Source organism: Methylobacter sp. BlB1, assembly GCF_015476545.1.
Lineage (GTDB): Bacteria > Pseudomonadota > Gammaproteobacteria > Methylococcales > Methylomonadaceae > Methylobacter.
In genome coordinates this window covers 1-23,364 of the sequence record NZ_JADMKV010000044.1, presented here as the reverse complement: position 1 = coordinate 23,364, position 23,364 = coordinate 1, and the positions used below count along the sequence as shown (strand labels likewise).

Below are 23,364 nucleotides of genomic sequence, written 5' to 3'. Positions count from 1 at the left end.
CGTGATGAGTAACCTGCTTCATCAACCCTTCAATCTCCTCATAACAGCGGAACTGGATGTGCAAGTCGCCAGCAGCTTGCCGCCGGGACTTTTGACTTCGGCCCGCAGATCAACCTGCATGGGCGTTATTTTTACCATATCCAGAAACTCGCCTTGCATTGCCTTGAAGATTTTGGGCGGCAGTTCCAGCCCGTATTCGGTCCTGCCGACTCCCTGATTTTCACTGACAGATAATCCTGTATCGAGTTGCCCGCGCTTTGGGTTAAACAAAAGATCAATTCCTACAAATGGTTATCGCCTAAGTGCCCGTTCAAAGACAAAAATCGAATAGCCATGCACCAGTGTTCTCATAAAAACGTTAAACAGCAGCATGGGCGCTTTTACCGCTCCGTATTCCACGGCTTTGCCGGCGATGGAATGCTTTTGAACGATCTGATAGCCGCAGCGGCAGAATAATTCGGCAGGATTTGATAAGGTAAACCTGAAATCGGCGCCCAACTTGCCCAATTTCTGCTGCAGGGTGTAGCTGTATTTGTTGAAAAACTTTTCCGTCATGAGGTCGCAGACCAGTTTATGCGCCGGAAACAACCGGCGCAAGGTTTGCAGAGTCTGCCTGATGGCATCTTCTTGCAGATAAATAAAAACGCCTTCTATGACAACCATGACGGGCTCATCGGTGGAAAATGCCTGCAGTTTCTCTTTCAGCGACTCGGTTTCAAAATCGATCGCGATGCGCTGCAGCCGGTTTTTGCATGCATCAACCGGCAGCCGCTCGTTTTTATAGGCGATGATTTGCGGCTCATCCAGTTCGATCCATACGCCGCCGTCAAGCCGGTAGGCGCGGCTGTCAAAGCCGGCGCCGATCAGGATGATCTTTAAATCGGGATTCTCGGCCAGCGCCTGCCGTATGCAGTCGTCGATAATCCTATGCCTTGCCACGTTGCCGGCATTGGGATTAGTTTCCTCTTTGAAAGCGGAAAAAATGTTCAAGCCGCGCTCATCCATAAAAACCCTGGCGTAGGTGTCTCGGCAGACCGGGTTTGCAGTTTCGGCATCCTGCATGCGGACCCCGCAGCAATAAAAAGCGGTATTGGATATCGGTTTCATAGTGTCCTTTTTTGGGTGGAGGTAAAGGTTTTGGTCGCGTTTTTTGTTGCAGATATTCACGGTCAACGGCGCATCCGCCGGCAGTAATCACGATTAAGGCCGCTAGAGCGTCCGTGCAGGGCGTGAGAGAAGTTCGGGCTCAGAAAGGCAACCGGCGCGATCAGCAGCGGTGCGAATGAAGATTGCAGAAGTACGGGCATGAAAGCTCCTTGTATGCCTGATGTGGAAGCAGCCATTGCCGCTTATTATCCATGTTAGAAATCATTTTAAGCATTTTTCAAGCCCGGATCAATCCGGCGCATCAGCTTCCGTCTCATGCATTTGATGATGTTTTGTTTGAAGAATGTGTGGAATCACACAGTTTTAGTGCGACAAATGCCCTATTTTAAACACTTCAATCAGAGGCAAAGCCGCTACGGTACTGGTTTTCCGAAGGCAAAACCTTTAATACGGTGCAGATTGCATGCCAGCTATAGAGGCATATTGTCGCGCGTCATCATGTCGCATTTTCAAAGAGTTCCGGGATGAATACACTCTCCCTGACTCTTGTATGCGCTCTTTACGAGAACCGGAGTTTTTTTATCCTTCCCTTCAAATGCGGGCTCCCTTGCCCGCATTCTTTTTCGGCACATTAAATCCAAGGTTGAATTATTTAAGGAGTGTTATGATTTTTTTCGATAATCAAAACTTTCAATTCCCTCAAGATCTCGATCTGGAAAACAAGTTGTTTTTGCCGACATCGAAGCTCTATGCACAGTTGAATGCCCAGTTGCAGGTGCTGTATCAGGATATCCGCACAGCGCTGATCGATAGCCATACGCTGATAGCGTCATCGGCCAAACAGTTGTATGAACAACCGGGGCCAACCCTGGCAGCCTGGTATGGTCAGGCCGCTGGCCGCGCTGCCGAACTTCACGCACAAATCAACGAAGAGCTGTTGCCGAAAGTACAGACCTCTTACCAACAGCTTGTTGTCAATGTAGCCGATGCGGGGCGGGAAACACAGCTTTATCTACAGAATTTCATGGAAAATCCTGAAGCCACTGCAGCGGCAGCAATCCAGCCTGTCACAGCTTACCTTGCTGCGGCGACCGAAGCGGCTGAAGCGGCATTGGTAAGCGGTTATTACGCCTTAGGCAGCCTGCTCGGCCAACTCATGAAGCAGCCTGCTGAAACACTGGAAGCCTCTATTCATTACCTGCTGTCGGAGCTGCTCGAGCTCTATTTTCGGGCCGTCTCTTCGTTATTGATACAAATTTAGCCGCAGCAGCGACATCGTTCCCACGCTCCGGCGTGGGAATGCATCCTAAGACGCTCCAGCGTCGCCTTTCACCACGAATCGATGTCGATCAGACCTGCCAATCCCGTATAGTTTCTGGCGCTGGAATAGCGCCAATGCTCAGGCAGATCCACATAACCGCGTTTAACGGGATTAGCATGAATATATTCGAGCTTTTCCCTCATCATGGTCTCGCTGAAAATGAGCTCGGCATGAACGCCTTCCTGCCAGAACTGATACTTGCGGTCAATCTTATGCGCCCTTTTGGAAAAGCTTAACCGCGTCAGTAACAGCTTGACCTGGCGCGCTTCCAAATAATCAATGATGCGTCGCGCCGTATAGGATTTAAAGCTGCTGACGCATTTATCCAGCCGGTTTGCCTGCGCTACAAAATGCAGATGGTTTTCCAGAACGACATAACCGTATAGCCGCAAGCCCTGATGTTCCCGTTGGTAGCGCCAGCAGTCGAGCACGATTTGCACGGTTTCCGGGCGGGTGAAAACCGGCAGCCATTCCAGCACCGTACAGGTTAAAAAATGCGGCTTGTCGGGTTCGGTAATAAAGTAACGGCTTCTGCCCATGGGTGATTTTTTGTATTGATTAGTTGACGCAGGAGCGTCTTGATCGGCATTCCCACGCCGGAGCGTGGGAACGATGATAAAATGCTGGCGATTCTATAGATACTCAATGGTTCGAGGAACTTCACAAATACCAAGTTTTATTTTCGTCATTTCTGGCAATTCCTCAAGACAATCAAAAATCCAGTCAACTAATCCTTTTCCATCAATAACAGTGATATCTAACTCGTTGGCATCTTCGCGCAGCTTCTCACTAACTGATGCTGACGTAACTAGCACTAGCTGGTGATCAGAATAGTCAATTTTGGATTGGTTTTTGATTTCTTTTAATTGCCAGATTCCCCAATGACCTGTTGTCCCTTGATGGTGTTTAACTTGTATCAGTAAATTTGTTTGCGTGAATCTATCTGATTTTGATGCTTTAACATCAGCATCTGCAAAACTCGAAAATGCTCTTTTACTTAGAACATCTGCTTCATATCCTTCTACCTTGAGGAGCTCCTTTACAAGGTGCTCCAATCCAATGCCGCCAGCTTGAAGATTTGTCTTTCCGTTTCTAATGTTTTTTAAAAGCATCGATTTGAACTCCTCTTCAAGCTTTTCTATTTCCTGACGAGCTCGGTTGCTCCATGAAAAACTTTTACTTGACTCTAAATCATTAATGATTTTGTCAAGCTGTCCTTTGAATTCACTGATGTCATTAACAATTATTCCTGGCGCTCTTAATCTGCTCTGAAATGCAGTAGCGAATGATTTTCGTGGGATAAGGGCAAGTTCCCCATTACTATTTTTAAAAAAATTAATGCGCCTCTGATTTGCTCGATCTTTTGCTTTATCTTCTGGCGAATAAATAAGATTATCATCCTTTACAGAACCGATTGCGACTGCCATGGAAAGTGGGATAACTATGGTATCTCCCTGTTTCATATTAACAAAACGACGAATTTGATTTGCTCTCCGACCGATCATGTACTTATTACTAATTGCTTCGACGATCTCTTTAGAGTTTGAATATTGCGTGAAGTCAATGTTACTCCATCCTATAGCAACAAGACCTCTATCTACGAAATGACGTTTAGTCCGGATCAGATAACACCGGTTTTCGGTTAATTTTTCCATTTTTGTTTTCCAATTATTAAATATAAAACGTTCAGAGCAGGCAAAAACGCAGTAAACTCGATCTATTAAACTAAATTTATATCGTTCAGGCTCCGGCGTGGGAACGATCTTTTTCCCGTAGATCTTCGTTTTGAAGTTTTTCCAATTCCACATATATTTTCGAATTGATGATTATAAAACCGTGTAGAGCGGGCAAATAGTTTTATAATTTTCTTAATTTTTACAGACTAAACTACCAAGCCTGAGCTGGAAATATTGCCAGCCTGGCAGAACAAGCAGAAAACAAAGAACAGTAAATGACTAACCATAAATTTCAGGATTTGCTCGAGCCGTTGGATAAACCGGCATGACTGATCCAATCCGCCAAACCGCTATCGACCTGAAAATCCCCTTCCACGACGTCGACATGATGGAAATCGTCTGGCACGGCCATTACGTCCGGTATTTTGAGATCGCGCGCTGTGCCCTGCTGGACCAGATCGGCTACAATTATCGGCAAATGCGCGATTCGGGCTACTCGTGGCCCGTGATCGATCTGCGCATGCGTTATATCAAGCCGGCCGCTTTCGAACAGGTCATCACCGTAAAAGCGGAGATTGTCGAATGGGAAAACCGGCTGAAAATCAATTATCTGATCGTCGACAAGGAAACCGGCGACAGGCTGACCAAAGGCTACAGCATTCAAGTGGCCGTCAATCTGGCCAAGGATGAAATGTGTTTTGAATCGCCGGGCATTCTGCTTGAGAAGCTGGGCGTGGAGGTTTCGTGATTTATTTGAAAGCCCTGGTGCTATTTCTATTAACAGTCAATGTCTGCATGGCCGATGAGCTGCTCGATCAAATTCATGCCCGTCTGACCAAAGCCACGATTACGCGCGGCGCCTTTGAGCAGACCAAGCAGCTGAAAGTATTGCGCAAGCCGCTGATTTCGAACGGCACGTTCATTTACCATAAAAGCCGCGGCATCGCCTGGAAAACGCTGTCGCCCGTGCCGTCGCTGCTCTTGATCAGCGACACGCGCCTGTGGACGGAGCAGGGCGAACAGCCCGTTCCGGCGGCGTTCGGCAAGGTGTTCCAGGCCATGCTGGGCGCGGACCTGTCGCAACTGGCCACGGCGTTCGACATCAACGGAACGGTCAGAAAGATAGCCTGGCAGGTCAGCCTTGTGCCCAAGGACGAGATGATGAAGAAAGTCATCAGCCGGATGCAATTGTCCGGCGACCATGAACTGCGCGAGCTGGAAATCTTCGAGAGCAACGGCAACAGCAGCATATTGCACTTTCAAAACATCATTCATCCCGAACGCTTAACCGCCGGAGAAGAAGCCGATTTTGCGCATTTATCGCCCTAGGACAGCCGCATTCGTCTGGCTGCTGGGCTTGCTGGCGCTGGGCTTCGCCGGCAGCCGCCTGTTGACGGCAGACTGGCTGGAAACAGGCTTCCTGGCGCTGTTGCCGGCCACCGAACAGCAGCCTGAAATCGCCCAGGCCGTACGCCAACATAACGAACTTATCAACGGCAAGGTCATCTGTCTGACCGGCGCGGGTTCGGCGCCGCAAGCGATCGCCTATGCCGGCCAGCTTAAGGAACGGTTCGAGCAAAGCGGCCTGTTCAAGGATATCCGGCTGCAGGTGGATCAGCAGGACTTTGCCAAACGTTATCAGCAGCTGTTCGTTTACCGTTACCAACTGCTTGATGCGCAGACGCGCGGCATGCTGCTGGCCCAGCCCGAGACGCTTATAGGCCGCAATCTGGAAATGCTCTACAGCCCGCTCGGGCAACTGCAGGCGGCGAATCTCGAACGCGACCCGCTGCTGCTGTTCAGCCGCTACTTCAACGCCCAGAATCCGGGCCGGTTCACGCTGGAACAGGGCGTGGTGCTCGTGCAGGACGGCGGCCGCTTCTGGGCGCTGCTGATCGCTGACATGGCCGACAACAAGCTGCATCTGGACAATCTGGATGTATTGCGGGAGCTCATGAATGGCGCGCAAGGCCGGATCGAGGCAGCCGGCGGCGAACTGCTCGCGACCGGCATGCCGCTGTTCACGGCCGAGGGCTCGCACAGCGCGCAACGCGAGATCGCCATCGTCAGCATCGGCTCCACGCTCGGCATCCTGCTGTTGCTGCTGACCTTCCGCAGCGCCCGGCCGCTGCTGCTGTCCTGTTTAGGCATCGCGGCCAGCACGTTTGCGGCGCTGGTTGTCAGCATCATGGTGTTCGGCAAAATCCACCTCCTGACCTTGGTGTTCGGCGCCAGCCTGATCGGCGTCGGCATCGACTATGCGCTGCATTATTTCTGCAGCAGCTTCAGTTCGGAAAACTGGGCGCCTGCCAAGGGATTGCAGTACATCCTGCTGGGCATCACGCTGGATCTGGGAACCAGCCTGGTCAGCTACGCCAGCCTGGGCGTCGCGCCGTTTCCTCTCCTGCAGGAGATTGCGTTTTTCTCGGTCATCGGCCTGATCGGCGCCTGGGCCACCGTGGTCCTGCTGTTCCCGCTGCTGCTGACGGGCTTCAAGCCTGCGCACAAGCCGACCATGCTACGGCTGACGAATTATTGGCAACAGCACTGGCGGGTCTGGCTGCTGAGAAACCGAGCCTGGCTCGCGCCGGTGGCGATTGCGGCAGTTGCGGGCGGGCTCTGGCAGCTGACGCCGCGCGATGACGTGCGCCTGTTGCAGTCGGCCTCCACCGAACGCCTGGCGGCCGATCAGAAAATCCGGCAGTTGCTGCCTGTGAGAGCCGACAGCCAATTTTTTCTGGTGTCCGGAAAAGACCCGCAGGACTGGCATCGGAACGAGCAGGCGTTGCTGGCGCGTCTTGAAACCCTGAAACAACAGGGCGCAATGGAGTCTTACGACGGCCTCAGCCGCTACTGGCCTGACCCGGACACGCAGCGCGACAATTATCATCTGCTGAAACGGACGTTCTATGAGGCCGGCCTGCTGAAACGCTACATGGCGGAGCTGGGCTTTGACGAGCAGGCCATTGCCGCAGAACAGCAGCGGTTTAAAGCCGCCGAAAACAGCCGCATCAGCCTGGCCGAATGGCTCGACAGCGCCGATGAAGCCCGGAAAATTCACTGGCTGGGCTGCGATGCCGGTCGTTGTATAAGTACCGTGTCATTAACCGACATCAAGAATCTAAATGCCCTGTCGCAGCTGAACGACTTGCAGGGCGTACGCTGGGTGGACCAGGCGACCCAGCTCTCGTCGCTGTTCGAGCGCTACCGGACCAGCGCCAGCGCTCTGCTGATCGCCGCCTACGGCATTGTACTGATAGGATTGGCACTCAAATTCGGCTGGCGCAATGCGCTGATGATCATTTCCGTGCCTGTTTTCGCGACAGCCGTTTCCCTGTCCATGCTGGGCTGGTTTGACCAGCTGTTCAGCCTGTTCAACCTGTTCGCGCTGCTGCTGGTGCTGGGCATAGGCGTGGACTACGGCATCTTCTTCTTTCTGGCCGAAGATGAACGGTCCAGCACCTCGCTGGCCGTCACGCTGTCGGCCATCACGACGCTGCTGTCTTTCGGTCTGCTGGCCGTCAGCTCCACAGCTATCGTCCACGCCTTCGGCTTTACCGTCGCGGCCGGCATTCTGACGGCCTTGCTGCTGGCGCCGCTGGTGGGTAAACAGACACGATAAGGGCGATCCGCAACCGTCGGGAACTGATCAGCGCTCATAAGCCTCTGTTCGATAGGAACATCGTGCTTGGGAACCGCCATGAAAATACATCAGTTCAGTATCGATGAAGCACTTGCCAGCCTCCACAGTCATCATGAAGGACTGTTGGCGGCACAAGTTGAAAACCGTTTGCGCGAATACGGCCCCAATCGCGTCGAACAGGTGCAGGGCGAGCCGCTGTGGCTGAGCTTTATCCGGGAGTTTGTACATTTTTTTGCGCTGATTCTCTGGATTGCGGCGGGGCTGGCGTTTTTCGCCGAATCCCGGCATCCGGGCGAGGGCATGGCCATGCTGGGCTATGCCATCCTGGGCGTTATCGTTATCAATGGCTTGTTCTCTTTCTGGCAGCAGTACCGCGCTGAACGCGCCATCGCCGCGCTGCAGAAACTGCTGCCTCAGCATGTCAAGGTGATCAGGGACGGCAAGGTCGGATTGATTTTCGCGGCTGCCCTGGTGCCAGGCGACGTCATTTTATTGCAGGAAGGCGATAACGTGCCGGCGGATTGCCGCCTGCTGGAAGCGTTCTCGCTGCGCGTCAATAACGCCACCGTGACCGGCGAATCACGACCGCAAGCACGCGATGCCCTGCCTTCTTCCGAAGAACGTCTGGAGCACAGCCGCAATACATTGCTGGCCGGTACGTCGGTCGTTTCGGGCGAGGGCCGGGCCCTGGTGTTTGCGACCGGCATGCATACCGAATTCGGCAAAATCGCCCATCTGACCCAGACCGCGAGCAAAACCCGCTCGCCGCTGCAGCGCGAGATCGTGCGCCTGAGCCGTTTGATCGCGATTCTGGCCGTCACGCTGGGCCTGGTGTTTTTCCTGATCGGGCACAGCATGCACATGTCGTTCTGGGACAACTTCATTTTTGCGATAGGCATTATCGTTGCCAACGTGCCGGAGGGCCTGCTGCCGACGGTCACGCTGTCGCTGGCTATGGCCACGCAGCGCATGGCCAAGCGCAATGCTCTGATCCGGCACCTGCCTTCCGTGGAGGCATTAGGCTCGGCGACTGTGATCTGTACCGACAAGACCGGCACGCTGACCGAGAACCGCATGACAGTCAACGCGCTCTATCTGGACGGGCAGATGTTGACGCCGACAGCGGTACAGCGGCAGCCGGAACTGGCGCATACGCACCGCCGGCTCTTCGAAGATGCGCTGCTGTGCCATAACCTGAAGGAAACGCTGCTCAATGGCAAGTGGCAATTAATGGGTGATCCTATGGAAATCGCGCTGGTGCGTATGGCCAAGACTTGCCTGGGCGAGGTGCGCGGCTATCCCAAGATCAATGAAGTACCGTTCGATACCGATCGCAAGCGCCTGTCCACAATCCATCATACGCCGGCCGGCATCGTGCTGTATTGCAAAGGCGCCCTGGAAGCGCTGCTGCCATTGTGCACGCAAATACAGACCGCAGCAGGGACCGTACCGATGACGCAGGATGCCCGGCAAGCGTATCTGAATGCTCAGGAAGATATGGCCGGCAGAGGGCTGCGCGTACTGGCGTTCGCATGGCGGATGCTGGAGGACAGCCACAATGCGCCGGCGCAGGAGAGGGACCTGATCCTAGCTGGGCTGGTCGGGCTGGAAGACCCGCCCAGGCCCGAGGTGCCGGCCGCTATAAGTAAGTGCCGGGCCGCAGGCATCAAGGTCATCATGATAACGGGTGATCATCCGCATACGGCGCAGGCGATAGGCCGGCAGATTGGCCAAATTCAGACTGACAACCCGATCGTGATTACCGGCGAACAGTTGCATAGACTGTCCGACATCCAGCTGCGCCTGGTCCTGGATGCGCCGGACCTCATTTTCGCGCGGGTTGGGGCCGACCAGAAAATGCGCATCGTCACAGCGCTAAAGAAGAAAAAACACGTCGTCGCAGTCACGGGTGACGGCGTCAATGATGCGCCAGCTCTGAAAACCGCGGACATCGGCATCGCAATGGGCGTGGCCGGCACGGACGTGGCCAAGGAGGCTGCCGATATGGTCCTGCTCGACGACAATTTCGCCAGTATTGTCGCAGCCATCGAGGAGGGGCGTACCGTTTATGAGAATATCCGCAAATTCCTCACCTATATCCTGACCTCCAACATTCCCGAGGTCGTACCCTATCTGGCCTTTGCGCTGCTCAAAATCCCCTTGCCCTTGACCATCATCCAGATCCTGGCCGTCGATCTCGGAACGGATATGCTGCCGGCCCTGGGACTGGGCGCAGCCAAGCCCGAGCCGGGCAACATGGCCAAGCCGCCGCGCCCGCGCAAGGAAAGACTGCTGGACTGGCGTCTGTTAACCCGCGCTTATCTTTTTTTAGGAGTAATGGAGGCGATTGCCGCCATGTCGGCTTATTTCTATGTGCTGTACAGCGGCGGCTGGCAGTGGGGTGAAGGGCGGGACAGCCAGGATCCTTTGTACCTTAAGGCCACGACCGCCTGCTTCAGCGCCATCATCGTCATGCAGATCGTCAACGTGTTTCTCTGCAAGACGCCGGAGCGCAGTGTATTCAGCGCGCCCGCCTTCGACAACCGGATCATCCTGGGGGGCATCGTCCTGGAAATCGCGCTGGTCGTCATCATCGACTACACAGCCTGGGGCAATTTGATATTCGGCACGCTGCCGCTGGCGCCTGATGTGTGGCTATTCATCCTGCCGTTTGCGCTGGCGATGCTGTTGCTGGAGGAAGTGCGCAAGTTCGCGGTTGCCAAATGGAAATACTGGACCGGAAAAAGTTGAGGCGATGTCTCATGCCCTAAAGCGCGGGCAGCTTGTTCGGAGAGCGGCGGTGCCGCTCGCTTCGCGCTCGTCTCGTCTTACAAGACGAATTTTAGGCCAATTAATATCAAAAGGCTCGCCAATAGGGGTCTCAGCACCTTTTCCGGAATCTTGGCGCTGAAATAGCTGCCGACGTAAATGCCGGGCAGGGAGCCGACCAGCAGGCTGCCCAGCAATACCAGATCCACATTGCCCATGTGCATATGCCCGAGCCCTGCGACGGCCGTCAGCGGAATCGCGTGCGCCAGGTCGGTGCCGACGATGCGCACGGTCGCCAGGCGCGGATACAGGAATAATAAAGTCACCGTGCCCAGCGCGCCCGCGCCTACCGAAGTCAGCGTGACCAGTGCGCCCAGAACGATGCCGGTCAGGACCGTTAGAGGGCTCTGCCAGCGTCCGAAGCGCTCATGGTGCGTCTTGCGCTGCAATGCAATTTCATGGCTTTTGCGGGTAAAAACGCTGCGGAAAATCAGTGACATGGCCGTTAAAATCAGCGTCACTCCCAATGTCGTGGTCATCAGTTGCGTGACGCCGTCATTCTTTTCCATCACATAAGTCAGCAAATAAACAACCGTCAGCGAGGCCGGCAGACTGCCCAATGCCAGAAGCCCGACGATTTTCCATTCGACCGACTGATGCTTGTTGTGATGAACTAGCACACCGCCGGTTTTGGTAATGGCCGCGAACAACAAATCCGTGCCGATCGCCGTTTTCGGGGCAAAATCAAACAGGAAAACCAGCAGCGGCGTCATCAACGAGCCGCCTCCCACGCCGGTCAAACCCACTAAAGTTCCGACCAGCAAGCCCGAAACGATATACGCTAAGTCCATATTAAAGAGCCTTAATTTTTAAAATAATAACGGTAACCCGCCATTATATAATCAATGGCCGGTCAACGTCATAAAGTGGATTTTAAACGGCGGCCGTTTTTTCATGTGCCGATTGCGGAAAATCGGTTTTTATCGATGGGAGCTGCGGCCCGCGCCGCGCCAATGATTGAATGCTGAGAGAAAAAGAGACGAAACCATTCAGGCCGGACAAGCAATCGATGACCCTGATTTCGCCGGACCTATTCTGATATAATTAGCATTTTTTATCAGGTCGTAGGCATTTAACCATGTCATCAGCAGCAGGTCAGCAACAAGGCGCTAATATTCAAAACAGCCATCCTCACCACGTCATCATTATCGGCGCCGGGCCTTCGGGCAGCATCGCCGGAGCCTTGCTGACAAACAAGGGCTATCGCGTCACGATTCTGGAGCGCAATCTGTTCCCGCGCTTCAGCATCGGTGAAAGCCTGTTGCCGCAATGCATGGAATTCATCAAGGAAGCCGGCATGCTGGAAGCCGTCATTAATGCCGGATTTCAATACAAGGACGGCGCCTCGTTCGTGCGCGGCTGCAAATACACCGATTTTTCCTTCGAAGACAAGTTTACCGCCGGCATCGGCACGACCTTCCAGGTACAGCGCGGGGCATTCGACATGCTGCTGGCGCAGGAAGCCGAGCGCATGGGCGTCGAAATCCGCTGGCAGCAGGAGGTCTTGGAGGCCGATTTCTCGGCCGACAAGCCGAAGCTGACCGTGCGCGATGCGTCGGGCGAATTGTCGACCTGTGAAGCCGATTTCGTGCTCGACGCCAGCGGTTTCGGCCGCATATTGCCAAGACTGCTGGATCTGGAATCGCCTTCGGGCTTTCCGATCCGGCAGGCGTTGTTCACGCATATCGAGGACCGCATCGACGCCGATGCGCGCTTCGACCGGAACAAGATCCGCATTACCGTGCATCCCGACCATGAAGACGTCTGGTTCTGGCTGATACCGTTCAGCAACGGCCGCAGCAGCCTGGGCGTCGTGGCCCGGCAGGAATTCTTTGATGCGCTGCCCGCTGACAACAAGGCGGCGTTGCGGCAGGTCGTGGGCCAGGACCCGAGCCTGACGGAGCTGCTGGGCAAGGCCGAATTCGACAGCCCCGTGAACACCATTACCGGCTATTCGGCCAATGTCAAAAACCTGTACGGCAAGGGCTACGCCCTGCTGGGCAATGCCGGCGAATTCCTGGATCCGGTGTTTTCGTCCGGCGTCACGATCGCCATGAAATCGGCCAGCCTGGCCGCCGCGGCTTTGGACCGCCAGTTCAACGGTGAAGCGGTCGACTGGCAGTCCGATTACGCGAGCCCCTTGCAGCGCGGCGTCGACACCTTCCGCGTGTTCGTCGACGCCTGGTACGACGGCCGGTTTCAGGATGTGATCTTCCACGACAAACAGCGGCCCGAAGTCAAGGCGATGATCAGTTCGATACTGGCCGGCTATGCCTGGGACGAAAACAACCCTTACGTCAAAAATGCCCGTTCAAGGCTCGATACGCTGGCGGCATTTTGCCGCAGCGACAAGGAATGACCGGATTGATTGACGCAGCGACCGGCAGGCCGCCCGTTTTTATGGCTGTTTTTTTCATGATGCTGACCTTGTTGACGGGCTGCTCGGCGCTGCAACACAAAGAAATTGCAGGAGAACCTGTCGCGCTGCCGATTGCGCCGCCGACAGGGCCGGCGCGGCATGTCGTGCAGCAATTGACGGCCACCTGGACGGACAGGCAGGAAACCCTGGTTTGCGTGCTGGAACTGGATGACCGGCATATCGCCATGGCCGGTCTGACGAACGAAGGGCTGAGCCTGTTCAACTTAAGCTACGACGGCCATACCCTGACGTCCGACAAGAGCCCGCTGCTGCCCGATGCCGTGGCGCCGGAATTCATAATCGCCGATCTGCAGCTGGTCTACTGGCCCGTCGCCGGCCTGGAAAAAATACTGCCGGCCGGCTGGCGGCTGGAGGCCGACCCGAACGGCCGGATTTTATATCATCAGGATGATAAGAAGGCTGAAGTCCGCTATTTGTCGCCCGATGCCGCATGGCCCCGGGACGTCGAGCTGACCAATCATCAATACCATTATCGCTTGGACATCAAGACTCTCAGTTATGACGTTTTACCTGAATGATTTAGGCCTCTTGTGCGCGCTCGGCGGTTCCAAAGCCGAGGTCGGCAGGCGGCTCGTGGCAGGCGACCGCTCGGGGCTGGTGATGACCGATCGGTTCAGTCCCGGGCGCGAGACCATCGTGGGCCGCATTGACAGCGAATTGCCCGAGATCCCGACTGAATACAGCGTTTACCAGTGCCGCAACAATCAATTGCTGCTGGCCGCTCTGGAACAAATCAGGCCGACCGTCGATGCGATGACCGCATCGTTCGGGCGCGACCGCATCGGCGTCGTCATCGGCACCAGTACGTCGGGCGTACTAAGCACCGAACAGGCACTGGCTTCGGTGACGCAAGCCGGCGCCCTGCCCGACCGGTTCCACTACAAGCAGCAGCAAATGGGCGCCGGCGCCGACTTTCTGACTGCTTATCTGAACCTGGCCGGGACTGCCTACACGATCTCCACAGCCTGCTCGTCCAGCGGCAAGGCGTTTGCTTCGGCGCGCCGACTGCTCAATCTGGACCTTTGCGATGCGGTCATCGTCGGCGGCGCCGACAGCCTGTGCGGCCTGACCATCAACGGCTTTGCCGCGCTTGAATCGATCAGCGCCGGCCACTGCAAGCCGTTCGGGCGGCGCCGCGACGGCATCAACATCGGCGAGGCGGCCAGCCTGTTCGTGCTGAGCCGGCAGCCCGGCCCCGTCGCCTTGCTGGGCATCGGCGCGACCAGCGACGCCTACCACTTTTCGGCGCCGGACCCGGCCGGCAAGGCCGTGATCAAAGCCATGCAGCTGGCCCTGGCCGATGCTGGCAAGACGCCCGATCAAATCGATTACCTGAACCTGCACGGCACTGCCACGGTATTAAACGATGCCATGGAAAGCGCGGCCGTCAACGCCGTGTTCGGGCCGGCTCTGGCGGTCAGTTCCAGCAAGGGCATGACCGGCCATACCCTGGGCGCGGCGGCCGCGCTGGAGCTGGGTTTCTGCTGGCTGCTGCTGACCGGCAGCAGCGAAGACGCCCTGATCCCCAATGTCAGCGGCGATGAGCCCGATCCCGAACTAGCGCCGCTGCATCTGGTAAGAAAAGGTGAGCGCCTGGGGCGGCGCATCGACACCTGCCAGAGCAATTCGTTCGCGTTCGGCGGCAACAATCTATCGATAGTGGTAGGTAGAGCATGATCGGCGATGGAAGAATTAAAGAGCACGGCATAAATAGATTTGCCACAAAGGACACGAAGCTTTGTAGGGTATGCATTGCATACCTTTTTCAACATCTGCCGGTCCATCATGAATCCGGGATGGTACGCGCTGCGTACCCTACAACTTTCATAGACTTATGAACGATTTTCCCGCTATTGCCGAACTGATCCCGCATACCGGCCCGATGATACTGCTGGACCGCGTGATTGCCTTTGACGATAACAGTCTGTCGGCCGAACTGGTCGTGCGCAGCGGCCTGTTCGGCGACGATAAAACCGTACCGGCCTGGGTCGGCATCGAATACATGGCGCAGACCATCGGCGCCTATGCCGGCATGAAAGCCAGGCTCGCCGGGGAGCCGATCAGGCTCGGCTTCCTGCTGGGCACGCGGCGTTACAGCGGCAACGCAGCCGAATTCAAGGTCGGCACTACTTTGACGGTGCATGTCGAGAAAATCATGCAGGACGACAGGCTGGGCGCTTTCGAATGCCGGATTCTGGGCGATGACATCGAGATCAGCGCCAATCTGAATGTTTACCAACCTCCGCTTAATGACACAGAGTTATGAATAAAACGATTTTAGTAACGGGCTCCAGCCGCGGCATCGGCAAGGCCATTGCCTTGTATCTGGCCGAGCGCGGCTTCGATCTGGTGCTGCACTGCCGCAGCCGGCGCGCCGAGGCCGAGGCCGTAGCAGGCGACATCGAGCGGCTGGGCCGGACTGTCCGCATTCTGCAATTCGACATCGCCGACCGGGCGCAATGCGCCGAGCAAATCAACGCCGATATCGAGGCTTTCGGCGCTTACTTCGGTGTGGTCTGCAACGCCGGCATCACGGCCGACAACGCCTTTCCGTCGCTGACCGGCATGCAGTGGGACAATGTCGTGCATACCAATCTGGACGGCTTCTACAACGTCCTGCATCCCGTGATCATGCCTATGGTCAGGCGCCGCAAGCCGGGCCGCATCGTGACGCTGTCATCAGTGTCGGGGCTGATCGGCAATCGCGGGCAGGTCAACTACAGCGCGGCCAAGGCCGGCATCATCGGCGCCACGAAAGCGCTGGCGCTGGAACTGGCCAAGCGCGACATTACCGTCAACTGCGTGGCGCCGGGCCTGATCGATACCGAGATGGTCAGCGAACTGCCGCTCGACGAGATCAAAAAAATAGTGCCGGCGCGGCGCGTCGGCAATCCGCGCGAAGTCGCCGCGGCCGTGGCCTTCCTGATGTCGGACGATGCCGGCTACATCACGCGCCAGGTCATTTCCGTGAACGGAGGCCTGTGCTGATGAGGCGAGTCGTTGTGACCGGCATGGCCGGCATTTCGCCGATAGGCAACGATTGGCCGCAGGTCGCGGCACGGCTGAAAACCCGGTCCACGGGCATCCGCTATATGGCCGACTGGGAAAAATACCGGGGCTTGAATACGCGGCTCGGCGCGCCGGCCGAGTTCACGAAGCCGGCGCATTATACGCGAAAGCAGACGCGCAGCATGGGCCGCATCGCCCTGCTGGCCGTTTACGCGACCGAACTGGCGCTGGCCGATGCCGGACTTTTAGGCGATCCTTGCCTGAGCAGCGGACAGACGGGCATTGCCTATGGCAGTTCGGCCGGCAGCCTCGAGGCAGTGGCCGAATTCGGCAATATGCTGATCAATCATGCCGTCGACGGCCTCAACGCCACCTCCTATATCCGCATGATGGGGCATACGGCGCCGGTCAATATCGGCCTGTTTTTCGGCATCAACGGCCGTGTTTATACGACTTCCAGCGCCTGCACCTCGGGCAGCCAGGGCATAGGCTATGCCTATGAGGCGATCAGGCACGGCTACCAGACCGTGATGGTGGCCGGCGGCGCCGAGGAGCTTTCGGCCTCCGAAGCGGCCGTGTTCGACACGCTGTTCGCGACCTGCATCCGCAACGACGAGCCGCACAGAAGGCCGCGGCCTTTCGACCGCGACCGCGACGGCCTGGTCATCGGCGAGGGCGCCGGCACCTTGATTCTGGAGGAGCGCGAGCATGCGCTGGCGCGCGGTGCGCATATTTACGCCGAGGTGGCCGGCTTCGGCACCAACTCGGACGGCCTGCACGTCACCCAGCCCAACAGTGAGAGCATGCAGATCGCCATGCGTCTGGCGCTGCAGGATGCGAGGCTTGAAGCGGCCGACATCGGCTACATCAGCGCGCACGGCACGGCGACCGATCACGGCGACATCGCCGAAAGCCATGCCACGGCGGCCGTGTTCGGCTCGCGCACGCCGATCAGCGCCATGAAAAGCTATACGGGCCATACGCTGGGCGCCTGCGGCGCACTGGAAGCCTGGACGGCCATCCGGATGATGAACGAAGGCTGGTTTCATCCCACGGTCAATCTGGACCACATCGATTCCAAATGCGCGGAGCTTGATTACATAACAGGCGATGTCCGGATTCTGGAATGCGAACACATCATGAGCAATAATTTCGCTTTTGGTGGTATAAATACGTCTCTGATTTTCAAACGCGTAGCATAGAGGAAGAAATAAAAATGATAAGAAAAATTTGTGGGGTTCTAGCGTTAGCGACAGCCGTAACGGGCTGTACGACAACGGGCCATTTCAAGGTGCCGGAAGGATCGCAACTGTATGTTTATAAACGGCCGGAGCCGGTAGATATCAAGGCCAACGGCGAAGTCACGACCAAACCTTTCTTCTGGACTGCGGCGGGCATGCCGCCCGGCGGCGGCATCCCCTACCGTCTGGAGCAGAACGGCCAGACCGTCAAGGAAGGCAAATTGAGAGCCAAATTCCGCACCGTTTCCATCTTCTGGCCACCGGCGGCCCTCATCTACTGGCCGATGGGCTTCAATCCGGACATCACTTACGACTTGGTTAACGACAAGCAGGAATAACCGGCCGGGCAAGGGCTTTAGCCGCGGCTGAAGCCCTTTTACTCTTCTCAGATTCAACAACGTCTCTTCGCGGTTTTCGGACATACCGAAGTCGAACACTCCAATGCGTTGATATCGGGCGACAAAGTGTCCAGATCATCGAGAGCGCATTTCAGCAAGCATTGCCGCCACATGTCCGCATTGAGAAACCAGATCCCGAAGTTTTATATAGACAATCATCTGAAGCCAAACGACTGTCTTTTGAACAAGAACGCCAGAAGTCTTGCGCCATGAAGTTTACGATATTTCCATAATTAAATTATGGTTTTTGTGCGTTATAATCCGATTTCGGCAGGCGATGAGTTTCGCGCCTGACGCCTGAATTCGATAGCGATGCAAACAAAGGAGACTTTATGTCCACAACCGATACCCTTTTAAGAACCGTGCGAGAAATCGAGCCGATCATCCGGGAGCACGCACCTGAGGCCGAGCGCAACCGGAAGCTGGCCGCGCCCGTAGCCAAGGCAATGCACCAGGCAGGACTTTACCGGCTGTGGCGGCCGAAGGCGTTCGGCGGCTTCGAGCTTGATCCAGTTTCCGGTTTACGCATTATCGAGGACGTTTCACGCATCGACAGCGCGGCGGGCTGGAACCTGCAAATCGCCGTCGCACACGATATGTTCGCGCCCTGGTTCAGTGACCAGGCTGCGCAGGAGATTTTCAATGTCGACGCGATTCCGGTCGGCGCTTTCAATCCCGCGCGCAAAGCCGTTCCGGTTGCGGGCGGCTATCGCATCTCAGGACGCACGTCGTTCGTGAGCGGCGCGCACCATGCCACGGCATTTATCGGCTTCGCCAATATGTATGACGGCGACAAGTTGCGCCTGGATGCCAATGGCGTGCCCGAGATGCGGTTGATTGCAGTTCCCGCAGCCGAAGCCGAGATCGTCGACAACTGGAACACGATGGGCATGCGCGGCAGCGGCAGTCATGACGTCGAGATGCGGGACGCATTCATCCCCGAGCACTGGGCCGCGCCGTGGGGGCCGCTGGAGAAGCCGGGCAGCGCCTATCAAGGCCCGCTTTACCGGCTGACGGTCTGGCCGGCGATCGCGGCGCTCGTCGCGCCGGCGCTCGGCATCACACGTGCGGCCATCGATGAAGCCATAGAACTCATCATCAACAAGACGCCGGCCTATGGCTCAAAAACGCTCAAGGATTATGGCGTCGTGCAATCGCAGCTCGCGCAGGCCGAAGCCAAGCTCGGCGCCAGCCGCGCCTTTTTCTTCGGCACCTTTGAAGAAGCCTGGCAGGCCGCTGTCGCCGGCAGGCCCATCACAGTAGCGCTGAAAGGCCGGATGCAACTGGCCATGACGCATGCCGCGCTCGAATGCGCGAAGGCCGTGAGCCTCATTCACGAGATCGCCGGCGCTTCGGGTATCCGCGAGGAGTATGCCTTTGAGCGGCACTTCCGCGACATTCACGTCATCACGCAGCACGGCTTTCTGAACGCCAGCAAGCTGGAGTCGGTCGGGCAGATCCTGCTCGGGCTCGATCCCGAGTGGCCGTTTTTCCAATTCTAAGCTTGAAATACGGACCTATTCAGAGAGCGGTCCAGATGGTATATTAGAAAGTAATGATTTATTAACCAATGGGGGTAAAAGGCGAGTATGGAACAGAGTATGAATGAACTGATGAACCACACGGCCGACATGGGCCAGGCGGAAATGTTTTCGAAGGCCTGGTACAACGAATATTTCCGGCGCGCAGCCGAAAGTCAGGCGCACTCGCGCTTCTGCGAGGCCGTTTATGGCAGGGACCTGTGCCAGCACGGCATGATGGATGTCGAGGAGATGGATTTTCTGGCCTCGCTACTCAAGACCGGCGAGAAAGTGCTGGAAATCGGCTGCTCCAACGGCCACATCACAGAGCATCTCCACGAAAAAGCTGGCTGCAACATTCTGGGCCTCGATTATGCGGATATCGCCATTGCCCAGGCGCAGGCCAGAACCCGGGACAAGGCCGCCACGCTGGATTTCCGATGTGCGGATTTGATTCAGGACGAGCTGCCCGGCGGCGATTACGATGTTATCCTGGCCATCGATTCCATTTACTTCATGGGCGATTACAACAAGACGCTGGCCAAGCTCAACGCCAAGCTGAAACCCGGCGGCCGTATGATCATCGCTGCGTTTCAGGCCAAAGAGGACAGCGATCCCGACACAATCCTGCTGCCCGGCCATACGCGCATGGACGAGGCTTTGCAGGCGCTGTCGTTCCGCTACATTCAGCACGACTTCACGCCAAACATCCGCAACCACTGGATCAAGAACTACGAATTTTCACGAACGCTCCAGCCTGACTTCGCCGCCGAAGGCAACGCCTTCCTGTGCGAGGCCCGTATGGCCGAGAACGGCTGGTTCAAGGACCACGCCGAGCGCGAGACGCTGGTCCGGTTCATGTATGTCATCGACCATAATGCGGATCTGGCGCAGGGTTGAGCGGATTGATTCTCAGCGAGGCGGGTTATTCAACCCGCCTCAAACGTTTGATTGAACTTCCAATTCAGTCGAATCATCTGGCGCGAGATATATCTCGCGCTGCTCAGGAGAAGGTCAGCTATGTGCCATTTCTTGCCGGTCAATGTAAATTTTCGAGCAGCTGCTTTAGGTTACAAATTGCTCTCTCAACATTTAGGTTAACCCGCAGTTGCGCGGAAGCGTAAACGTCGGTCTGAACCGCTGGTTAGCCAAAATTTCACTGAGCGCTACCACCCGTAGAGGTCTATTGATGGACATGACGCTAAAGCTAATTTTTTTCTTAAGTCATTTCCGAAATTCCAGAAGTCTTTCATTCACTCAGATACCAAATGAACAGAGGCTTCTATTTTGACAGGACTTACGCATTTTGCTCTTGTGCCATTGGTTGAAGGTGGGATTGGGCTATCTAAAAATGAAAAAAAGCTGTTTTTTAAAAATAATGTGGGGGCGACTTTAGTCGCCCAGATATAGGCGGACTATCAACAGTAAGTGCTTTAGGTGCAGTTGCCCCCACAGGCTTGCGTAAGTCTTGGCATAATTTTTTAAAGTTTAATTCATCTGAGTTTTTAAAAAACAATACGCAATATCCCCTTCAGAAATTTGGTGTTGATGCGGTCTATCGCATGAAGCCAACATGATTTTTTGTGCTTTCTATGAACACCTTTGAAGCAATGCCAAAGACATTTTTCACATGTACAGCTTTGAGGCGGATAACAAAGTCATCAAGAAAAAGCTCAAGCGAGCTGAAGTATTGTTATTGCCAATTACCCGATTAGTTTGATCGGCGAACAACGACTATCTCTACCATCAGCTTCATCGACAGAGGCCACTTACTGAACAACCTCTCGCACGTGCGCTTGCAGCCGTGAGGGCGGCACCTCGTAATCGTAGATCGCGAACTTGCCGATCGCTCCTTTGAAGTAGCTGCGCTTGTCACGTGTTCCGATGCGAAGCGGCGCAGGTCCGGCGCCCGGTACCACGCCGAACTGATCAAGTCCCGTCGTATCACGCAAGACTCCGTTCTTGTAGATGCGCACATAGCCGGTCGGGTAGGTGGGCGAGATGGCTTTAGTGTTGATCACCGCGGCGACGTGGATCCACTCGCCCTGCGCGACCGGATCTTGGAAGTAAGACCCCGATCCGAATCCGCCCGAGAGATTGAAGGCGTAAGCGGAGAGCCGGTTCGGACGCGACTCGTCGTTCGAGAGCGAGTACATGCGTAGCACATATTCCTGCATGTTCGGTTCGCCCTTGCCCGCCCAGTGCACGTAGCCGGTGCCTTCCTGAGAAGGAAACTGCAGGGTGTCGGGGCGTATCCAGGCCTCGATCGTGAGGGCTCCGGTTGTTGGTACGGACAGGCGTGGATGTGAGGCGACCTCGAGGTACTGGTTCGTGCCGTTGAGGACGCTCGCCCTGTCGCCGTTGGGCATCGCAGTCCACGGCAATCCGCCGCGTGGGTGGCGGACGGCGCGAAACCCGGAGCGAGTCTGATCCGGTTCCCAAAGTACCCGAAAAGGGGAGCCCATCGTGAAGTAAGCAATGGGCCTGTCTTGCAGGACCGCATCGTCGGCTGGTGACGCCAGCGCCAACTGGGCCAATGCGCCGATCGTTAACGTGAATGCAGTTCTGAGAAGCATTGCGCGGACTCCTTCTATCTGGTGCCCCCTGTCACGCATCCTTCGTGTCGAGTGACAAAGATGTTCATAGTGACAAGTTAATATCAAAATGCGGACGCAAATAATGTCTATTTCGCACTTAGCTTGGCGCCGCTGACCTTTCGCTCAGTGCTCAAGCAAAGCCCGGATGTCTGATAAGTGATTGGGTAACTGATGATCGTTCATCATTCGACGAGCCGATGTCCGGGAAGGTTCCATTGCTTAGTCAATAACCACTATGTGCCAAAACCGGTCAGTGAGAGATCAGTGATCTTTATGTATTTGTTTACATGTTTAAATAACGTGAATGGGATTTGGAATAACAAAACCGCTAATTTTTCGATTCAGTGCTTATGGGTATTCATACATATTGTGTATTAAGCTCTCAACATATACTGTTCATATACTGTTGATCTAAGGTTGGGGAAATAGGGCTATATCGCATTTTGCCGCAGCCATTAAAAATGGTTATCAGGATGCGGTAATTTATTCGTAGCCTGAGAGCTAGATTTAGACTAGCTTTATAGAGGACTAAGATGAGCATGCCACAACGGATAAATGTATTTGACTCGCAAACCAAAGAATACCACCACGCATTCCAGATCTTTCTCGATCACACTGACCAGAAGTTGCAGGCCCAACAGTGGCTCAACCAACTCGTGCAAACGCTGCCGTCACGGCGTGTTTTCATAGATGCTGGTGCAGGTAATGGCAAAGTAACTGCTTGGTTCACCGATGCGTTCGATCAAACAATTGCGCTTGAGCCTAATGAGTCACTGCGCACGGAACTGAAGCAGCATTGCCCTCAGGTTGAAGTGTTTCCTGAAGGGATTTTGGATGCGAAAATAATGAGCTCTGGAGACTTTGTGCTTTGCTCACACGTGCTCTATTACATCGATAGTGTAGAGTGGATGCTTTATCTGGAACGATTGGCTTCGTTTTTATCACCAGATGGGGTTTTGGTGGTGATTCTCCAGCACCATAACTCAGAATGTATGCAGATGTTGCAGCATTTCTTTGATCAGAGCTTCGACTTAACCGAACTGGCTCAGACTTTTCAAAATGAGAACAAAGATCGGTACGAAGTAGCGATTGAAACTGTGCCCGCGCATGTTACCACGTCGGACTTTGACTCCGCCTATGCGGTTGCTGAGTTCATGCTCAATTTGCTTCCGATGCCCAATCCGCCTACCCGCAATGATCTTGAGGCTTATGTACGAAGCTACTTTACTTACCCAGCCGGAGGATTTCGTTTCTCTTGTGATCAAGATTTCCTCCAGATTCGCCCGCGGAAATAACCTGGATCTTCCACTCACGGCTATCACAATTCAAAAATCCGTCCACTGACGGTGCTGAAAATCATAAATCCTATTCAGGCTGAAAAAAGGTGTCAGTCATGAAAAACAGTCATTCAACGAAACGTCTATCCCGGCTGGGCCGATGGGCTCCCGTCGGATTTTATTCCGCCAACATTATCACATGGCTTAGTATTGGCATAGTCGCAAACAAATGGGATTTACTCCCGTTAGTGTGTAAGCGTCCAGTCCGACCATCTGTGCTAACGCCGCCAAACCAGTCATCCTTAT

22 protein-coding genes are annotated in these 23,364 nt (G+C 55.3%); 15 read left to right on the top strand and 7 right to left on the bottom strand.

The annotated features are described in order from the left end of the window. Positions 1 to 21: 21 nt before the first annotated feature. From IT781_RS15335 to IT781_RS15325, 3 genes are all read right to left on the bottom strand, one after another. Complete coding sequence (locus tag IT781_RS15335) at positions 22 to 270, bottom strand: hypothetical protein (RefSeq protein WP_194971052.1); 249 nt, start codon at positions 268 to 270, stop codon at positions 22 to 24. A 21-nt stretch (positions 271 to 291) separates the two neighbouring features. Beyond that, positions 292 to 1,107 (bottom strand): SAM-dependent methyltransferase, encoded by an 816-nt coding sequence (locus IT781_RS15330; protein ID WP_194971051.1) that lies wholly within the window; start codon positions 1,105 to 1,107, stop codon positions 292 to 294. A 62-nt stretch (positions 1,108 to 1,169) separates the two neighbouring features. After that, a complete protein-coding gene (locus IT781_RS15325; protein ID WP_194971050.1) occupies positions 1,170 to 1,307 on the bottom strand; it encodes a hypothetical protein in 138 nt (45 codons plus the stop codon). 464 nt (positions 1,308 to 1,771) lie between these two features. On the opposite strand from IT781_RS15325, the gene IT781_RS15320 reads away from it, so the two are divergent. Next, positions 1,772 to 2,368, top strand: coding sequence for a hypothetical protein (locus IT781_RS15320; protein ID WP_194971049.1), 597 nt, complete (start codon positions 1,772 to 1,774; stop codon positions 2,366 to 2,368). A 68-nt stretch (positions 2,369 to 2,436) separates the two neighbouring features. Here IT781_RS15320 and IT781_RS15315 read toward each other — a convergent pair whose 3' ends face one another. Together IT781_RS15315 and IT781_RS15310 are read right to left on the bottom strand one after the other, a co-directional pair. Then, positions 2,437 to 2,967, bottom strand: a complete 531-nt coding sequence (locus tag IT781_RS15315; protein ID WP_194971048.1) for a transposase — start codon at positions 2,965 to 2,967, stop codon at positions 2,437 to 2,439. Positions 2,968 to 3,060: 93 nt separating this feature from the next. Further along, on the bottom strand, positions 3,061 to 4,083 hold the full coding sequence (locus IT781_RS15310) for a restriction endonuclease (RefSeq protein ID WP_194971047.1): 1,023 nt from the start codon (positions 4,081 to 4,083) through the stop codon (positions 3,061 to 3,063). A gap of 346 nt (positions 4,084 to 4,429) precedes the next feature. On the opposite strand from IT781_RS15310, the gene IT781_RS15305 reads away from it, so the two are divergent. The 4 genes from IT781_RS15305 (at position 4,430) to IT781_RS22630 (ending at position 10,498) form a co-directional block, all read left to right on the top strand. After that, positions 4,430 to 4,852 carry a thioesterase family protein gene (locus IT781_RS15305; RefSeq protein WP_194971046.1) on the top strand — a complete coding sequence of 141 codons (423 nt, stop codon included), beginning with the start codon at positions 4,430 to 4,432 and terminating at the stop codon, positions 4,850 to 4,852. Then, a complete protein-coding gene (locus tag IT781_RS15300; RefSeq protein WP_194971045.1) occupies positions 4,849 to 5,433 on the top strand; it encodes an outer membrane lipoprotein carrier protein LolA in 585 nt (194 codons plus the stop codon). Before IT781_RS15305 ends, IT781_RS15300 begins: the two co-directional genes overlap by 4 nt. Then, positions 5,414 to 7,726: an MMPL family transporter gene (locus IT781_RS15295; RefSeq protein WP_228779194.1), complete on the top strand. Its 2,313-nt coding sequence runs from the start codon at positions 5,414 to 5,416 to the stop codon at positions 7,724 to 7,726. The genes IT781_RS15300 and IT781_RS15295 overlap by 20 nt, the downstream gene beginning before the upstream one ends. Positions 7,727 to 7,804: 78 nt before the next feature. Beyond that, entirely contained in the window at positions 7,805 to 10,498 is a 2,694-nt protein-coding gene (locus tag IT781_RS22630; RefSeq protein ID WP_194971044.1) for a cation-transporting P-type ATPase, read from the top strand. A 77-nt stretch (positions 10,499 to 10,575) separates the two neighbouring features. On the opposite strand, the gene IT781_RS15285 is transcribed toward IT781_RS22630, so the two are convergent. Further along, complete coding sequence (locus IT781_RS15285) at positions 10,576 to 11,367, bottom strand: sulfite exporter TauE/SafE family protein (RefSeq protein WP_194971043.1); 792 nt, start codon at positions 11,365 to 11,367, stop codon at positions 10,576 to 10,578. A gap of 287 nt (positions 11,368 to 11,654) precedes the next feature. Here IT781_RS15285 and IT781_RS15280 point away from each other — a divergent pair, with 287 nt between their 5' ends. From IT781_RS15280 to IT781_RS15240, 9 genes are all read left to right on the top strand, one after another. Next, positions 11,655 to 12,935 (top strand): NAD(P)/FAD-dependent oxidoreductase, encoded by a 1,281-nt coding sequence (locus IT781_RS15280; RefSeq protein WP_194971042.1) that lies wholly within the window; start codon positions 11,655 to 11,657, stop codon positions 12,933 to 12,935. Further along, positions 12,932 to 13,534: a DUF3261 domain-containing protein gene (locus IT781_RS15275; RefSeq protein WP_194971041.1), complete on the top strand. Its 603-nt coding sequence runs from the start codon at positions 12,932 to 12,934 to the stop codon at positions 13,532 to 13,534. Before IT781_RS15280 ends, IT781_RS15275 begins: the two co-directional genes overlap by 4 nt. Beyond that, the gene (locus IT781_RS15270) at positions 13,515 to 14,693 is read left to right on the top strand and encodes a beta-ketoacyl-[acyl-carrier-protein] synthase family protein (RefSeq protein WP_194971040.1); all 1,179 of its coding nucleotides are present in this window, start codon (positions 13,515 to 13,517) and stop codon (positions 14,691 to 14,693) included. The genes IT781_RS15275 and IT781_RS15270 overlap by 20 nt, the downstream gene beginning before the upstream one ends. A 157-nt stretch (positions 14,694 to 14,850) precedes the next feature. Beyond that, entirely contained in the window at positions 14,851 to 15,282 is a 432-nt protein-coding gene (locus IT781_RS15265; RefSeq protein ID WP_194971039.1) for a hotdog family protein, read from the top strand. Continuing rightward, entirely contained in the window at positions 15,279 to 16,004 is a 726-nt protein-coding gene (fabG, locus tag IT781_RS15260) for a 3-oxoacyl-ACP reductase FabG (RefSeq protein WP_194971038.1), read from the top strand. The genes IT781_RS15265 and fabG overlap by 4 nt, the downstream gene beginning before the upstream one ends. Next, positions 16,004 to 17,227: a beta-ketoacyl-ACP synthase gene (locus tag IT781_RS15255; RefSeq protein ID WP_194971037.1), complete on the top strand. Its 1,224-nt coding sequence runs from the start codon at positions 16,004 to 16,006 to the stop codon at positions 17,225 to 17,227. The genes fabG and IT781_RS15255 overlap by 1 nt, the downstream gene beginning before the upstream one ends. 14 nt (positions 17,228 to 17,241) lie before the next feature. After that, complete coding sequence (locus IT781_RS15250) at positions 17,242 to 17,604, top strand: hypothetical protein (RefSeq protein ID WP_194971036.1); 363 nt, start codon at positions 17,242 to 17,244, stop codon at positions 17,602 to 17,604. A gap of 392 nt (positions 17,605 to 17,996) precedes the next feature. Then, entirely contained in the window at positions 17,997 to 19,166 is a 1,170-nt protein-coding gene (locus IT781_RS15245; RefSeq protein WP_194971035.1) for an acyl-CoA dehydrogenase family protein, read from the top strand. Positions 19,167 to 19,265: 99 nt separating this feature from the next. Next, the gene (locus IT781_RS15240) at positions 19,266 to 20,084 is read left to right on the top strand and encodes a bifunctional 2-polyprenyl-6-hydroxyphenol methylase/3-demethylubiquinol 3-O-methyltransferase UbiG (RefSeq protein ID WP_194971034.1); all 819 of its coding nucleotides are present in this window, start codon (positions 19,266 to 19,268) and stop codon (positions 20,082 to 20,084) included. 869 nt (positions 20,085 to 20,953) lie between these two features. Here IT781_RS15240 and IT781_RS15235 read toward each other — a convergent pair. Further along, positions 20,954 to 21,760 (bottom strand): LamG domain-containing protein, encoded by an 807-nt coding sequence (locus IT781_RS15235; RefSeq protein ID WP_194971033.1) that lies wholly within the window; start codon positions 21,758 to 21,760, stop codon positions 20,954 to 20,956. A 554-nt stretch (positions 21,761 to 22,314) separates the two neighbouring features. Here IT781_RS15235 and IT781_RS15230 point away from each other — a divergent pair. After that, on the top strand, positions 22,315 to 23,076 hold the full coding sequence (locus tag IT781_RS15230) for a bifunctional 2-polyprenyl-6-hydroxyphenol methylase/3-demethylubiquinol 3-O-methyltransferase UbiG (protein ID WP_194971032.1): 762 nt from the start codon (positions 22,315 to 22,317) through the stop codon (positions 23,074 to 23,076). Positions 23,077 to 23,364: the final 288 nt, after the last annotated feature.